This is a genomic window from Geminicoccus sp. (genome assembly GCF_036263595.1).
Classification (GTDB): Bacteria; Pseudomonadota; Alphaproteobacteria; order Geminicoccales; family Geminicoccaceae; genus Geminicoccus.
This window is the reverse complement of record NZ_DATAGQ010000090.1, coordinates 1-15,648: the sequence shown is the minus strand read 5'-3', so window position 1 is coordinate 15,648 and position 15,648 is coordinate 1. Positions and strand designations below refer to the sequence as shown.

Sequence of the window (15,648 nt, the reverse complement as noted above, 5' to 3'; positions counted from 1 at the left end):
GCGACCGAGGCTTTCGATCGCTGTAGTTCTGCTCGGACGGCGTGCGTGGTCTTGGCGCAGCCATGAAGAACCTGGGCCATAGCTCGTCCCTTCGCAGATGGTCATAGCTTACACCATCACAATCCGGGACTAAACAGCTAGGTTCAAGATCGCCATCTCGAGCTGGGTCGGGTCCGAGCGCACTGCCACGTTGCCAATGTCCGAGTTGAGTGAGATCTGGATCATGGGACCCAGTGTCCGGGCGAGCATCTCGCCCATGCCCTCGACCAGGTTGGAAACGATCACGGGCTTCAGCTCAATCCGCTGGGTGCGCGAGAATGCAAGCAACTGCCCGGTGAGCTTGGCACCACGCTCGGCCGCTTCCAGCCCATGTTCAGCCCACCGACGCACCTTGGCGGGATCATCCGGCTTGCGTTGGATCAGGTCGAAGCCCCCCACGATCGCGCCGAGAAGGTTGTTGAAGTCATGGGCGATGCCGCCGGTCAGCTGGCCCACCACCTCCATCTTCTGCGACTGACGTAGAGCCGCCTGTGCCTGCTCCAGTGCTGCGGCCGCTTCCTTCTCGGCTGTGATATCGCGGCCTACGCCGTAGAACACGTCATCTCCGGGAACCAGGGCCCAGGCGATCCAACGCCACGAGCCGTCGGCATGACGCAGCCGGTCTTCCAGGCGCGTGATCGTCTCGCCTTGCCGCAGTCGCTCCACTGCCGCCTCGACCGCCACATGGTCATCTGGATGAACTTGCTGGCAAAGATCCCTGGCCAGCAGCGTTGCCTCGTCAAAGCCAAGCGTGTTGACCCATGCCGGGTTGATCGCCTTCAATCGACCATCAAATCCCATCACTGCCAGCAGGTCACGGCTCATCGTCCAGACTTGGTTGCGCTCGCGAGTTCGCTCCTCGACTCGCGCCTCAAGCGTCTCGTTGAGGCGCTGCAGAGCTTCCTCTGCCCGCCTGCGGGCCGTGGTATCAGTGAGCGAGGCGGCAAGGCCGCCACCCCGCTTCGGGGCGATCCGCATCGTGACGTAGCGGTCAGGGTGGCGCACCGAATAGCCCTCATACTGAGCGGGGGTCCGGGTCTCCATGACCTGCCGTAGGCAGCGCTCGATTTCGGAACCCATGGTGAGCGGCGTGACGTCCCAGAGCTTGCGGCCGAGCACCTCGGCGCGGGTCAGGCCAAAGAACTCTTCAGCCGCACGATTGAAGAGCGTGAACCGCCACTCTGCATCGAGTGCATAGAAAGCTTCAGACACAGCTTCCAGCACTGCGTGCATCCGCCGCTCGCTCACGACCAGCGCTCGTTCGATCCTGCGGCGCTCGGTGACGTCGGTGACTAAGACGAAGAAGCCTGTGACCCGGCCATCGGATGCCCGCCGGGGCAGGTATTCCAGCTCTGTGTCGCGGCGGGTCCCGTCCGGCCTGGGCGTGAACGCTTCGAATGTCTGTCGCTCGCCGCGAAGAACCGCCTCGAATTGAACTTTTCGAAGCGCGAAGGCCTCTTCACCCAGCACTTCTCGCATGTGCTTGCCGATGATCTCGCCGCGCGGGCGACCAAACCAGTCCTCGTACGTCCGGTTGAGCAGACGATACCGTCCTTCGCGATCAATGAACGCGACGAGCGCCGGCAACGTATCGATCAACTGCTCCAGAAGCTCCTGCTGTTCGCGCAACGCCGCCTGGGCGCGGTGTGCCTCGGTGACGTCAAAACCTTCGCAGAAGATGCCAACGACGCGTCCGCTTTCGTCGGTGACCGGCTCGTAGATGAAGTCGAGAAGAACGTCCTCTTGCGGTGCATCTGAAGCCCGGCGCAGCTGAGCAGGATAGGCTTGAGCAACGAAGCGCTCGCCGCTCGCAAAAACGCGATCAAGGAGCTCGAAGAAGTGCTGGCCTTCCAGGTCGGGAAAGCATTCGCGAACAGGCTTGCCCACAAGGCTCCTGTCGCCAACCAAGCGTCGATAGGCGTCGTTGACGAACTCCACCACGTGGTCAGGACCGCGCATTGCGCAAATGAAGCCCGGCGCTCGCTGGAACAGGCGGCGCTGGCGCTCGATTTCACAAGCCGCTCGCCGTTCCGCCAGCACGCGTGCGGTGGTTTCCACGAGGATGGCGATCACACCAGCTGGCCTATTGTTCTCGTTTAGGACCGGCGAATAGTCGAGGTTCATCCAGACCTGCTCGGGCCGGCCATGCCGGTGAAGCGTAAGTTCCTGGTCTTTATAGCTGAGCGTGCCACCAGCGAGCCCGACCTTCATGACATGGTCGTTGAAGTCGGCGGCCTCGGGCCAGCCTTCGCGTACCTTCGAGCCCAGGAGCTGCGGATGCCGTTCGCCAGCGAAGGTCGAATAGGCGTCGTTGTACAGCATGACGCCATCCTCGCCCCACAGCAGCACGATCGGCACTGGGGATAGCAGGAGCATGCTTACAACGGTCTTCAGGCTCTGCGACCAATCCTCGATCGGCCCGAGCGCGGTACATGCCCAGTCATGCCTGCGTACGAGTGCACCCGTCTCACCGCCGCCAGCGAAGAACCCAGCTTCTGCTAACATCCGATCGGCAGTCATGGCTGGGACTATGTTTCTGGCTGAGTTGGAAAGCGGCACTGATGGATGGGTGGTAGGCGATCCGGCCCGTCACGTCATGGTCGAAACGCAGCGCCGGCTTGTCGTGGCGATCTTCTGCTGCCAGGGGAGCCGTCAGGGCGCGCCTGCCGCATCTCAAGCTCTCAAGCTGATCAATCGTGATACCGGCAGCACGTGGCGCTGCATTCTACGGAAGGTAGTGATGGTAGCATTCCTGCCTGCGTGCAGGCGTAAGGACGATGAGGCAATGACGCTAATGACGCTTGGTACGTATTTCTTTCGGTGAGTCCACGCTGCGTATTTTCTCATGGCCTTGCTGCGCGGCATCGGGCCGTCGTTACGTTCGAGCTGTGGGCGCTTGTTGGCACGAGCAAAGCTATCGGCACTGGAGCGAATTCGCTCGTGGGCGCGACACGGGAACAACGCGACGAGGTGCACTGACCACCTCTCTTGCCGCAGATTTTGCTCACCATATGCAAAAGGCTGGCGAGCCAAGCCGACCTAACTCTTTGACTTCATTGGTCGGGGTGGTCAGATTTGAACTGACGACCCTCTGCTCCCAAAGCAGATGCGATTGGCACCTAATGAGACTCTATGGGTACCTAAGCTACTGCTTTTCATTGTGCTGCTCTCGCGACCCTCTGCTAGACAGTTCCTGTAGATGCCTCGAGGGACCACTAGGTACCATCAATTTGGTCCCTGAATGGTCCCTAGATCAAGCATAGGGTCAGCAGACATGGCGTTCTCGACGCAGCGTGAAGTTGATCGGCTGGCCGCTCCACCCGACTCCAGCGATGCCTTAATTGCCGACTCGGCGGTTCGAGGTCTTTACGTCCGCATCCAAGGTGACCGCCGCATGTGGGTGGTGCGGTATGGTGAGAAGCGTCGAAAGATGGTCATCGGCGAGGTGGCTGCCATCAGTCTAAAGGATGCCCGTACCCAGGCAAGCAAGATCATGACGCAAGTCCGGGATGGCGCTGACCCGCTGCAGGAACGAAAGGCGCGTGCAGATGCGCCCAAGAAGTTGACGGTGGGTGAGCTGGCCCTACGTTTCTTGTCTCAATATGCTGAGCGCCATCATAGCCGCCGCACGCTGATCGAGACCCGCCGTGCTATGAATGTCCATATCTCCAGTCTTCACGACATGGACGTAGACACCGTCAATCGTCGGCACATCGCAGACCTCTTAAACCGTCTGGTCGGCAGTTCTGGCCCCATCACCGCGAACCGCGTGCGGGGGATGGCTTCCAAGCTATTCTCTTGGGCTATGGAGCAGGGGCTGGCAGATGCTAATCCCGTTGTCGGGACGGCGCGTCCCGCACCCGAGAGAACCCGCGAAAGGGTTCTCTCCAACGACGAGATCAGGGCTATTTGGGACGCCACGGAAGGTGGTGGCGACTACTACAAGATCGTCCGCCTGCTCCTGCTGACCGGCCAACGGCGCGACGAAGTCGCAGGCATGCGATGGTCCGAGATCAGTGCTGATGGCACGACCTGGACCATCCCAAGTGAGCGGGCGAAAAACGCCAAGAAGCACGACGTCCCGCTGAGCGAACAAGTCCAGAACCTTCTGGCCATAGTCGAACGGCGAGGAGGCCGGGATTATGTGTTCGGTCGAGGTAATGGCGGCTACTGCGGTTATTCCAGAAGCAAGGCAGCACTGGATCGACAGATCGCTGCCATCCGGGCAGAGCAGCGCCTTGGCAGGCCCCTGGAGCCTAGCGAGAGGCCCCTGGAAAACGACGCCCTTCCTGCGTGGGTCCTTCATGACCTTCGGCGAACGGTCAACACAAATATGCAGGAAGTCGAAGACCCCCATATCGTTGACGCTGTGTTCAACCACACTGGATCCGCGAAGGAAGGGGTGCACAAGCATTACAACTTCGCGAGGTACAAGGCGCAAAAACAGGACGCCCTTCAGCGCTGGGCCGACCATGTCGGGCGGATTGTTATGAGCCAACGCGTCGACAGCGTTGTGCAGATGCAAGGAATGCGATGACAGATGGTCCGGATGCGGCTGAAGCTGCCGAGAAGCTCAGGCTCTTCCGCCTGTGGAAACAGACTGACAACGACCGCTACCTTGCGGCCGCACAGCAACTGCGTGGCGCTGGCCTCAACCTGATCGACCGGCTGGGTGTCCAGCCCCGTAAGCGTGGCCGGCCCAGAGAAAGCGACTTCCGGCTGCTTCACGACGTGATGCACGAAGCAGTCCGGAGCGGCATGAGTCCGGCCCAGGCGGCCGAGAAGGTCGTTGAGGAGGCTACCGGCGGTGGGACCCGGGAAAACAAGGCAAAGCGGCTGGCTGCGAAGTATCGCGAGCGGCGCGCGTTCATCGATCATGTGGCGGAGGCGGCCGCACGGGAGCGTGAGGCGTTCGCAAAGGCGGGATATGTGGCTGAGGAGTTCCAGAATCGCCTTGAGACGGAGCGCGACGAGGAAGAAAATTCGCCGATTTAAATGTCTCGCGACGCCTGAAAGTTTGTGAATATTAGGCAGCACCCCAAACGCTGGGTGCCGCCGGACGGCACCTATAGAAGGTGCAGATCGATGTCTCCAAATGTGTTCGCGCCCCTTGAGCGCGATCCAGTCCTTTCCTTCAACTTCCTCATAGCCGACCTTGGGTGCAGCAAGAGCACGTTCCATCGTGGGCCCCGGCGCGAATTGCCCGTGGTTCAAATCTCGACCCGCCGTCTGGGCGTCCGGAAGAGCGACTTCGAACGCTGGAAGGCCACCAAGCTGCTGCAGCCGGTCCGGGCGGGCTGATCGATGAGCAGCGAAGAAGTTGCCCGTCGTCCCTGGCAGGACGAGCGGGCGGGCGAGAATGGTGCCGAGTCTAGCATCAGCCTCATCGACAACCAAACCAACTTCATGGCTGAAGGCGATCGCGGTGCCAAGCTCGTGGATCAGGGCCACCACATTCTTCCGGTGATACCGCGGTCGAAAACACCGGGAGACTACTATTTCCGCAGCTGGCACCCGATGCCGGACTGGGGCCGCTATGGCGCGCGCCTTCCGACCGACCTGGAACTTGACCACTGGAGGCGCTGGCCGGGCTGCGGCATCGGCCTGTGCCTGAACGATAAGTTCGTGATCGATTGTGATGTTGCCAACGACGCAGACATTTCAGAGACGATCAGAAATTACTGTGAGAAGCAGCTCGGCTCCACAGTGACCAAGGTCGGACAACCGACGAAGTGGTCGGCAATCTACAGGACGCCTAAGCCGATTAGGCCGATCAAATTGCATCCCCTTGAGGGACTCGGCGCCGGCAATCAGACCGTGATCTACAACACGCACAGCGGAACCGGCCTGCCCTACTTCTACCCGTTCGGCGACGAGATCCTTGAGGTGCATCACGATGACCTGCCGGTCCTAACAGAGCATCAGGTCCACAAGTTTCTCCGGGAAGCCTTCGAGATGATCCCCGAGCGACTGCGCCAGCGCCGCCTGAGCGCATGTCGATCTCGAACTGCGATGACTTCCGGCCACGACCTCCGAGGAACGCCTGAAGCAATCGTTGACTCGCTCGATTGGATTCCGAATGCGGATCTCTGCTGGGACGACTGGATCGCCATCGGTATGGCCATCAAGGGCGCACTCGGCGAGGACGGCTGGGACCTGTTTGACACGTGGTCCAGGCGATCGAGCAAGTATGCGGCCAATACAACGAAGCGAACCTGGTCGGGCTTCCGCCCGCACAGTCGTGGTGCCGGGACACTATACTACCTGGCGCGCCAGAACGGGTGGCAACCTGCACCACAGCTGATCCTGAACGCCGCTACGAAGGAAGCAGCAGAATCGGTTCATATCGACTTCGACACAATCCGCCGTAACGCTCTTCTCAAGAAGGAGGCACGCCATGGCCTCCGCTAATGCTCTCGACAACCTCGTCGATGACGGTGCCGACACATCTGACGCCGACCACCTGCAGGCTCTTCTCGCCAGCATGCCGCAGGCGTTCCAGGACCTGGTGAGCATCGATGCCGTGCTCCACGATGCCTGGTTCAGGGGCGTCAAAATCGGCCGAAGCAAGAACCAGTCGCCTCGGGCAAAGGACGCGGCGCTGGCGTCCTATCTCGCCAGGCGGCTAACCGACGTTGACCTCAAGCCGGTGCTCCGCGCCTATCCGCATGGAGAAAGCTATCGACTGAAGGGCGTCCACGCCGACAAGCGGGTCGTGAAGCTCCTGGAGATGGCAGAAAAGGTCCGCTCAACCGCATCGGCCAAGACAGACGTGCCCAAGTGGTGGTGGGGGCTGAAAGCCACTGACAGGGGCGATCCCAGAGACTGCGTGGCCAACGTAGCGGTCGTGCTTCGCAATGACCGGGCATTCATCGGCAAGATCCGCCTGGACGAGTTGTCGAACTCTGCCGTTTCTAAGGGCATGCCCTGGCAGGCTGGAACAGAGTGGGAGGACTGGACGGATGCCGACGACCTCCGGCTGGCGGACTGGCTGCAGACCAGGGACGTCCCGGTCAAGGTCACGACCGTGGCCGCCGGTGTCCAGTTGGTCGCAGCCGAGAACCCGTTCCATCCCGTCCGTGAGTACCTGAACGCTCAAAAGTGGGATGAGACCAAGCGACTCGATACTTGGCTGATCGACTATCTCGGTGTCGCAGACACACCCTACGCTCGTACGGTCGGCCGGAAGACGCTCATCGCCGGCATCGCCAGGGTCAGGAATCCCGGCTGCAAGGTCGACAACTGCCTGATCCTCGAAGGACCGCAGGACCTCGGCAAGTCCATGATCGCGGAAGCGATCGCGATCAAGCCGATCTGGTTCACCGATTCCGTCTCGGACCTCGGCACGAAAGACGCTGCCCAGGATCTTCGTGGCAAGTGGATAATCGAACTGGCGGAACTGTCAGCCATGAAGAAGGCCGACGTGGAGCCGATGAAGGCCTTCATGACCCGCCGGATCGATCATTACAGGCCGTCCTACGGGCGCCGGTCTCAGGATTTTCCCAGGCAATGCATCTTCGTCGGCAGCACGAACCAGGACCATTACTTCCATGACGAGACGGGGAACAGGCGGTTCTGGCCGGTCAAGGTGACCAGAATCGACGTCGATGGCCTGAAGACGGTCATGCCGCAGCTTTGGGCCGAGGCGGACCTTGCGTACAGGTCGGGCGAGCCTTGGTGGCTGAGCAACGACGAGAAGATCGACGCGAAGGAAGAGCAGGAAGCGCGGCGCGTCGGTGATCCCTGGCAGGACGCCGTCCTAGAATGGGCCAACCGGCAGTTCAGCAGCAAGGTCCGCATCTCCGACGTCCTGCTGGACGCGGTGGAGATGGACCGGGATCGCCAGGACCAGCACGCTCAAAAGCGGGTCGCTGCCATCCTGCGCGGCGCTGGCTGGGTCCGCGACCGGGTCCGGATCGGAACCTGGTCCGGCTGGGGGTACATCAGGCCTGAGGGTGACCCGTCATGAGCAACGGGTCACGGCGACGGGTCACGACCAAGGCACTGACAGAGCACGGCGAGAACCTCGTCGTGACCCGTGTGACCCGTGTGACCCGCGTGACCCGTGGTCCCGAAAGCTACAGCACATGTGATATACAGAATGATCATGTTGTATTGGCGTATATCATTAACAGAATTTGGGGTCACGCGGGTCACCGGGTCACAAGACACGATACCAATGATGTGCCGCAACTTGACCACCCACCAACATCACCATGCCGTTAGGGAAACCGCAGATGATCAATCAGCCCAAGCTACGCTTCAATGACCGGCGACGCCGGGAGAAGGTCGAGGAAATCAGGCAGGAACTACATCGTCGTGCATTCTTTAGATCAGGACATGAAGATCTCCAGCGGGCAGCAGACAATGATGTCGAGGCGGTCAAATCACTCACGCTCGCCTACGATGGCTGGCATGTAGGGCTTTTCGTGAAGTGGGTGTACTTGATGGGGTTGTCGGAAGAGTGTCTACGGGCGGCCCTCTCATCCGCCTGGCTTCGCCGTCATTCTGAAGTTCAACGGGCTGCGCGTACACGCCCGGAACTCATCAAGTGGTTCCGCGCAGCCAACTTTGATCTGTCGATGCTCCCGGATGAGGTGACGGTCTGGCGGGGCACCTGCGGGATTCCCTGGGAAGAAGCGTTGTGCGGCTGGTCGTGGACGACAAGACGCTCGGTGGCAGCCTGGTTCGCGATGCGATTTCCACATTTTGGATCGCCAATCGTGCTGCGTCGGACGGTGAAGCGCAGTGAGATCCTATACTTCAGCGACAGCCGTGAAGAATCTGAGTGCGTCTTGTCAACTATCGGCGAGTTCCAATTCGACGGCACGCCGGATGAATGGAGGCGGCTTGCCAAGGAAGAGATTGCACAGAGAAGGGCCAATCGACTGGTCCGCGCTGCCTAGGCGGATCAAGCAGCCTCTCGCCGTAAGGACCCAGGGGGTAGCCAATTCCCATGGATCTGCTGCGATGGACCGGATTGGGCCTGTCATTCTGCTACACATGTGAATCCAGCTATTAGAGGAGCGAGTGCATGTCCAAGTCTTCAACTGCTGCGATAGCAACTGGCAATCTACATGTCGGCGGCTTGCAACCCGCAGCACCGGCAGCTCTCAATCAGGAAGCGCGGCAGCACTGGGAGCGGATCGTGGCCGCCCGCCCGGACGACTACTTCGCAGAGGGCAACCTCCAGCTTCTCGCACATTACTGCCGGACGCTGGTGCTGCTGCGTCGGGCAAGCGATCTGCTGGACACGATCGACGCGGCTGACGTTGGCCACTTCGCTGAGCAGGTCGAGATAGTCAGCAGGCTGACGACCATGGCCGTGATGCTCGCCACCAAGCTGCGACTGACTATCCAGTCATCGGTCCGCGGTGACGCCGGCATCCTCAGCGAGAGGAGGACTTCTGGTTCGCCTCTGCTTGGTGGCAACATTACGTCCTTAGAGAGGCACTGACTTGTAGGGTCCGTGTTCGTCGTTGCATGCGCGCGAAGGTGGCATCCCAGTGGTAGTCCTGGGTGCGGACGCGTTCGTTGGTAGAGTCGTAGGCAGCTCAGACTTCCTCGCTGAGAGGGGTCTTGGCGATCAGCTAGCAGATCCGGTCATTCGGCGTGCGGCCGCCAAGTGGGCCGTGCGAACGCTGCTTCGATCCGCTTTGCGGCTCGACTGTAGAAGGTCTGCCAGTCGTCGAGCTGGCTGAAGAGAGTCGTGTCCATTAGATCCACGGTCGGCCGAAACTCTTAGAGGCCGTTTGTTGGGCTGGCTCGATCTTGCCGTTCAGGTGCGGGGAGTGCGGCCGAATCGGCCGAGTGCCAGTCGCGTAGCTGGTCCTGGACCTTGTGGGCGAAGAACTCCTGGCCCGCGGTCGGTCTGGATGCGCTGAATGGCAAAGGGCATCTCCTACCGCACGCGTTCGAGGAAGTGGATAGTGTTGGTGGCGGTGCGGCGGGGATAGAGGCCGACAACCTGGAAGCGCGAGCAGTCGTCGATGGCGATGTACTGGTAGAGCTTCGGCGCAATCTTACAGACATCGACCTGGACACGATCGCAAGGAACAGGCCGGCTGTAGCGCTTGGTGCCCTTGCGCCGTAACGGCCGGCGCTTGAGGTACCGCTCGCCGTGCCGGATCAGGACCTTGTGGATGGTATCCAGCGCGAGTTTAAGGGCATGCTCGCGGATGAGCTCATTGCGAAGGCGCTTGATCCCGAGCCGCCGGCTGCGGCGCTGTTCCAGGATCAGGGCCTCGTCTTGCTGGAAGACCCGTCGGCTTGGCGAGCGGTGCGGTCGAGAGCTGCGTGTTTACAGGCCGGCAACACCATCAGCACGGTAGCGCTGCCACCATTTGCGCCGGACTCTACGAGCTGCTGGAGGCCGAGCGGATCGGGTATGCCATCCGTCTCCCCACCAACGTGGTCTTTCAAACGCGGATCGGCCCCCTGTTGACCCGTCCCGTCGGTCGCCCGCCGAGGAAGCCACAGGTGTTCCACGCCAGCTTCAGCTCCAGGTCATCAACGATCGGCTTGGCGCGGTCCTGCCGGAGCAAGACTCGGCGCTGCCTGAAGGGCAAGAACTAGTTGCGGAAGGTCGTCCAGGGTGTCAATTTTGAAACGGCGTCGAGGTCAACGAGATGCCAGCACGAACCGCCGCCTTATCGGCGGCCCGGCACCCAGTCTCCCGCACAGTTCTCAGCACTCAAGCGCTGCCGGTGCAGAAGATGGAGGATGGACGATGGTGTTACCGAGGCGCGGTCTCCTTCTCTCCGCCACAGCATCTGCTGCCCTGAGTCGAGTGCAAGCCGCAAATGCGCAGACTAACCTCAAGCGAGCGGCAATCGTCGTCGGCGTCGACAGAACGCGTGGTCTCCCAATCCTTCGGGCCGCGGCATCCGGCGCGAGACATTTCGGTGAATGGTTGGCGAGAGAGGGTTTTGACGTCACCTTTCTCACCGATGAGAACAACAATTCCGTTCAAGCCAATGATGTTTTCAACGCTGTTGCCGGCATTGTTGAGTCTGGCGTGTACGATCAGTTCGTCTTCTATTTCTCCGGTCACGGGTTTTGGAACAGTTACTCAGAATATTGGCTTCTGTCCAATGCTCCCTACAACCCGGCAGAGGCAATAAGCCTTATCGAGAGTGTCGATCTCGCCCGACGAAGTGGTATCCCCAATGTGGTGTTCATTTCTGACGCTTGCCGATCTACTGCCAGCAGCCTCGGTGCTGACGGTGTCAAAGGCCAGATTGTCTTTCCCAACCCGAGTAGTCAGACTGCAGGAAGTTCAGAAATTGATCGTTTCTTCGCCGCTTTACCAGGCGAGCCCTCCTTCGAAATGAAGGTAACTGACAGTGTCGCGAACTTCGCTGGAATTTACACGTTAACTTTTCTTGACGCACTTCAGAACCCACCCGCCGAAATAGTGAATACGGTCGACGGGCAGCCTGTTATATCAATTCGAAAACTTAAGCCGTATCTCAAGCGTGAAGTCCCCAGGCGGATCGCTGCTCGGTCATTAAAACTGCAACAAACTCCAGATGCATGGTTAGAATGTGGTGACAGTGCATACATCGGACGTATTCAACTATTCCCAATGACTGGCTTCGGCAGCCCCGGCAGCAGCACGCCGGTCGGTCCCGGCGCGACGGTCGGGACCAGCGCCTGCGTCGGGACGGCGGGGACGGCGGGGACGGCGGGCATCAGCGACAATTCTCCACCACCAGTTATCACTCCGCTGCCGACCGTTGCCAGTATCGTGGACGTTGCCAACAACGCCCTTGAAGCAGTGGGTGCTGGCATAGGGTCACCGGTGTCGGCAACACAGGAAGCTCTAATCAAAGGGTCGGAGGAGAGCGGATTTCACGCAAAGCTAACCGACATTGTGAAGTCCGACAGACGTACACACGATGTCAATCGCAATACAGTTAATCGGAACGCCCGGACAGAAATAATCCTGTTTAATGCTACCGGAGATATCATAAGCGAAGTAAAAGCTGATAATTCATCACTGAAGGTGAAAGTCGCGGACGGAGTCGTGCAAGCGGAGGGAGAGCTAAATCGTCCGACAACAATGGCGATGCGCTTCGGGAGCGGTCTCGGGACAGTGCTCGCCTGCCTGCCGGGCTATACGGGGTCAATTACGATATCGAACGGCCGGGTCATCAATGTAAGCTATACGCCAATGCCTACGAATTGGAGGTGGTCCGACTACGAAGGCAAGAGGGAACAACTCGATCGCCTTCGTGCCACGGTAGCCACGGCAGCACAGTACGGGGTCTTTCGAATCGAGGGGAGTAGCGAGACGCGAGGCGACACGGCGCGTTCATTTGCTGATCGGATTCGGGTGCTGAAGGGGCTTGATCCGACCCTGGGCCTCTATGCGGCCTACGCCTATAATCAGGCGGGACTGCTGGAACAAATAAAGTCGGTAGCAGATTACATGCGCTCGGATCTGGAGGCACAGATCTTTGATGTTGCAATGCTCGATGGCACCATCAACGGCGATGACGTAAACAACGGTCGTGTCGTGCCATTTTGTCCTATGCTCAATCAGGGATGGAGTCTTTTGCGGGTAAAAAACGTGCGCTTGCGAGAGCCGCTCGAAGGTGCACGTGATCGTCTTGTGCCGGCGTTGTGGACGACCTTCGATTCGGAAGGCACCTCGATGGTGTTTGAAGCTCTGCGGGCTTGAAATTGCCGGTCCCTACGGGAGGGATGGCCTGAAAGGAGAGCGAGCCGTGCTCGATCGTCGGGAGTTGGTTGGGCTCGTGTGGCCGTGGCTGATCGCGAGCGCAGGCAGCGGGGTAGGCCATGCTCCAGCAGCGGCGCAGACGGCCTCGACCTCGGCGCCAAAGAGGCTGGTTCTGGTTCACGGGCGCGCCCAAGGCGGGATGGAGCCCGACGTGCTCCAGACCACGTGGATGGACACGCTGTCCGCGGGAGCGGTGAAGCTGAACAGGTCCGTTCCTGCCGACTTGAAGGTCGCATTCCCGTTCTACGGCGACGTGCTTGACGAGTACGCAAGAGCCCAGGACGTACCCCTGACGGCGGACATTCAAACCAAGGGCGAGGAACCGAACGACGCCTTCCTGCAGTTCCAGGCCGAGGTGGCCGACGATCTGCGAAAGCGCGCCGGCATCACCGACGCGCAGATCGAGCAGGAGTTCGGTGACGACCCGACCGAGAAGGGCCCGCTGAACTGGCGTTGGGTGCAGGCGATCCTGCGTGCCCTCGACAAGAACGTCGGCGGCTTGAGCGCGAGGTCGATCGAGCTCGTGCTCAGAGACGTCTACCTCTACACTAGCCATGCCGGCGTCCGCGACGAGGTCGACACGATCGTCAGGGCGGCGTTCACCGACGAGCCGACGGTCGTCATCGCCCACTCGCTGGGCACGGTCGTCGCCTACAGCGTGATGCGCAACGATCCTCGAGGTCTCAAGGTGCCGCTGTACGTGACGGTCGGCTCGCCGCTCGGCATTCGAGCGGTTCGCGATCCTTTCCGGCCGCTGCGCTACCCGAAGCCCGTGGGCGCCTGGTACAACGCCTTCGACAAGCGCGACGTGGTTGCGCTCAATCCCCTGGATGCGACCTCGTTCCCCGTCACGCCGGCCGTCGAGAACAACGACACCGTCCTGAACCACACTGACAATCGGCACGGGATCGTCGGCTACCTCGGCGACCCGAACGTCGTCGTGCATATCCTCGACGCGCTCAAGGGGTGATCCGCGCCCGATCGTACTCGACTGTTGAAGCGCGAGCGCGCGGCCGGGCCGGACGCCTCCCTGGGCACGAGCCCGTCAACCTGCCGCAGGCGGCAGGCACCGAAACCGAGCACCAATGTCCGACACTGCACCCAGGCGCCCGCCGCTTCGTCCGGGGTCCACAACTCCCCTTAAAAACCCCCTCTGGCTTTCCTTCTAACCGTTGGCTTTTTCGACGCCATCTAGTGGTCCGAGTTAGAGGTTCGTTGGCAGAAGCGAGCGACGCTGGCGAGGATGGTATCGGCGCTCTTGATCCAGACGAATGGCCTCGGGTCCTGGTTCACGTCCTCGATGTAGCGTTGGATTACCTCTTCCAACTCCTGGGTGCAGGTGAACACGCCGCGGTCGAGCCGGCGCCGGGTTAGCAGGGCGAACCAGCACTCGACCAAGTTGAGCCAGGAGGCGCTGGTCGGGGTGAAGTGCAGGTGGAAGCGCGGTCGCTTCACGAGCCAGTCGTGGACGATCCGGGTCTTGTGGGTGGCGGCATTGTCCAGCACGACATGAACGTTGGCATCCGCCGGTACGCTTGCCTCGATCGTGTCAAGGAAGGCGCGGAACTCGATGCTGCGGTGCCGACGCTGGCAGCGGCCGATGACGGTGCCGGCCTTGATGTCCAAGGCCGCGAACAGGTCGGTCGTGCCGCAGCGTCGATAGTCGTGCGTGTGACGCTCGGATTGTCCCGGGCGTAGCGGCAGGACTGGTGCAGTCGGTCGCAGGGCCTGGATCTGCGGCTTCTCATCGACGCACAGCACCAGCGCCCGGTCCGGCGGGTTCAGGTACAGGCCGACCACATCGCGGACCTTCTCCACGAAGGCCGGATCGGTCGAGAGCTTGAACGTCTCCACCCGGTGCGGCCGCAGACCAAAGGCCCGCCAGATCCGGCTCACCGCTGTCTGGCTCATCCCGGCCCGCCTGGCCATCAATCGGGTGCTCCAGTGGGTGGCGTTGATTGGCATCTCCTCCAGGGTCAACGCGATCAGATGCTCGACTGCCTGGTCATTGATCTGCCTTGGCGCCCCCGCACGTGGCGCATCGACCAGGCCCTCAAGTCGATGCAAGGCAAAACGCCGACGCCACAGGGCCACCGTCGGCCGACTCACCCCCAGCGTTCTGGCCACCCCAAGATTGGTGGCCTCCGGCTCAGCACAGGCCAGCACCACACGAGCACGCTGCGCCAGCGCCTGACTCACCTTGCGACGCCGGACTAGGTTCTCCAGCGCCGCCCGTTCGACCGCGGTCAGTTCAAGTGCAATCGCTTTCGGTCCGCGAGCCATCGCAGCCTCCCCTACCAAGGGAGCCACCATCGCCCACTTCACCCAAAGTGCAAGTAAACCTCTAACTCGGACCACTAGTATGTCCGCGAAACAAACCGGCCGGAGGGTACCGGGGCGGCCTACACACTCCTAATTGCACCAAACAGCTTGGCTTCGCCGTCGCTTCCCCCGACGAGGCGTTAGCGGTAATCCGGGTGCCGCACGCACCTCATCCTGGCAGCCATACATCAGGCGATCGGCGTCCCACGCGGTGAAATCCGCGATTTGGGCTGCGCCCCGGACGAACCTTTCCTTCCTCTCGAAATCCCAGCTGACGCTTGTCGGGATCAACAGCGCGATGATGGAGCTAAGTCGGGAGTCGACTGGCCAGCCCCCATTGGGTTGGTCCGGGTTGAGTGTAGTGCATGACTGGCTTGGTCCTGACCCCGTTTATGGTCCGGGGCCTATGCAAGTTTTCGGACCTAGTTAACTTGAGCTGCGTAGGCATGTGGGGTCAACCCGCCCAGGGCCATGTGAGGTCGATCCTTGTTGTACCCTTTCCTCCATTGCTCGATCCGGTCCCGGGCATCTGCCATGGACAG

11 protein-coding genes are annotated in these 15,648 nt (G+C 60.9%); 8 read left to right on the top strand and 3 right to left on the bottom strand.

Annotation, left to right across the window (positions count from 1 at the left end):
- Positions 1-129: 129 nt before the first annotated feature.
- Positions 130-2,397 (bottom strand): PAS domain-containing protein, encoded by a 2,268-nt coding sequence (locus tag VHL31_RS07740; RefSeq protein ID WP_329660630.1) that lies wholly within the window; start codon positions 2,395-2,397, stop codon positions 130-132.
- 916 nt (positions 2,398-3,313) lie between these two features.
- Between VHL31_RS07740 and VHL31_RS07735 the strand changes: the two genes are divergently transcribed.
- The 8 genes from VHL31_RS07735 to VHL31_RS07695 all read left to right on the top strand — a co-directional run bounded on the left by VHL31_RS07735 (position 3,314) and on the right by VHL31_RS07695 (position 13,754).
- Positions 3,314-4,576: a site-specific integrase gene (locus VHL31_RS07735; RefSeq protein ID WP_329660629.1), complete on the top strand. Its 1,263-nt coding sequence runs from the start codon at positions 3,314-3,316 to the stop codon at positions 4,574-4,576.
- Positions 4,573-5,034, top strand: coding sequence for a hypothetical protein (locus VHL31_RS07730; protein WP_329660628.1), 462 nt, complete (start codon positions 4,573-4,575; stop codon positions 5,032-5,034). The genes VHL31_RS07735 and VHL31_RS07730 overlap by 4 nt, the downstream gene beginning before the upstream one ends.
- A 309-nt stretch (positions 5,035-5,343) precedes the next feature.
- Complete coding sequence (locus tag VHL31_RS07725) at positions 5,344-6,450, top strand: PriCT-2 domain-containing protein (RefSeq protein ID WP_329660627.1); 1,107 nt, start codon at positions 5,344-5,346, stop codon at positions 6,448-6,450.
- The gene (locus VHL31_RS07720) at positions 6,437-8,008 is read left to right on the top strand and encodes a virulence-associated E family protein (protein ID WP_329660626.1); all 1,572 of its coding nucleotides are present in this window, start codon (positions 6,437-6,439) and stop codon (positions 8,006-8,008) included. Before VHL31_RS07725 ends, VHL31_RS07720 begins: the two co-directional genes overlap by 14 nt.
- A gap of 268 nt (positions 8,009-8,276) precedes the next feature.
- Complete coding sequence (locus tag VHL31_RS07715) at positions 8,277-8,945, top strand: hypothetical protein (RefSeq protein WP_329660625.1); 669 nt, start codon at positions 8,277-8,279, stop codon at positions 8,943-8,945.
- A 128-nt stretch (positions 8,946-9,073) separates the two neighbouring features.
- Positions 9,074-9,496: a hypothetical protein gene (locus tag VHL31_RS07710; protein ID WP_329660624.1), complete on the top strand. Its 423-nt coding sequence runs from the start codon at positions 9,074-9,076 to the stop codon at positions 9,494-9,496.
- A 1,272-nt stretch (positions 9,497-10,768) separates the two neighbouring features.
- Complete coding sequence (locus tag VHL31_RS07700) at positions 10,769-12,724, top strand: caspase family protein (protein ID WP_329660623.1); 1,956 nt, start codon at positions 10,769-10,771, stop codon at positions 12,722-12,724.
- 211 nt (positions 12,725-12,935) lie between these two features.
- Entirely contained in the window at positions 12,936-13,754 is an 819-nt protein-coding gene (locus tag VHL31_RS07695; RefSeq protein ID WP_329660622.1) for a hypothetical protein, read from the top strand.
- A gap of 221 nt (positions 13,755-13,975) precedes the next feature.
- Here VHL31_RS07695 and VHL31_RS07690 read toward each other — a convergent pair whose 3' ends face one another.
- Both VHL31_RS07690 and VHL31_RS07685 read right to left on the bottom strand, forming a co-directional pair.
- Positions 13,976-15,067, bottom strand: coding sequence for an IS630 family transposase (locus VHL31_RS07690; RefSeq protein ID WP_329660621.1), 1,092 nt, complete (start codon positions 15,065-15,067; stop codon positions 13,976-13,978).
- Positions 15,068-15,528: 461 nt separating this feature from the next.
- The coding region (locus tag VHL31_RS07685) for an integrase core domain-containing protein (RefSeq protein WP_329660631.1) at positions 15,529-15,648 on the bottom strand (120 nt) is incomplete at its 5' end.

Excerpts from the sequence above, each read along its gene's own strand:
- VHL31_RS07700 (WP_329660623.1), top strand. The coding sequence starts at position 10,769 with ATGGTGTTACCGAGGCGCGGTCTCCTTCTCTCCGCCACAGCATCTGCT.
- VHL31_RS07715 (WP_329660625.1), top strand. The coding sequence starts at position 8,277 with ATGATCAATCAGCCCAAGCTACGCTTCAATGACCGGCGACGCCGGGAG.
- VHL31_RS07710 (WP_329660624.1), top strand. The coding sequence starts at position 9,074 with ATGTCCAAGTCTTCAACTGCTGCGATAGCAACTGGCAATCTACATGTC.
- VHL31_RS07690 (WP_329660621.1), bottom strand. The coding sequence starts at position 15,067 with ATGGCTCGCGGACCGAAAGCGATTGCACTTGAACTGACCGCGGTCGAA.
- VHL31_RS07735 (WP_329660629.1), top strand. The coding sequence starts at position 3,314 with ATGGCGTTCTCGACGCAGCGTGAAGTTGATCGGCTGGCCGCTCCACCC.
- VHL31_RS07730 (WP_329660628.1), top strand. The coding sequence starts at position 4,573 with ATGACAGATGGTCCGGATGCGGCTGAAGCTGCCGAGAAGCTCAGGCTC.
- VHL31_RS07720 (WP_329660626.1), top strand. The coding sequence starts at position 6,437 with ATGGCCTCCGCTAATGCTCTCGACAACCTCGTCGATGACGGTGCCGAC.
- VHL31_RS07725 (WP_329660627.1), top strand. The coding sequence starts at position 5,344 with ATGAGCAGCGAAGAAGTTGCCCGTCGTCCCTGGCAGGACGAGCGGGCG.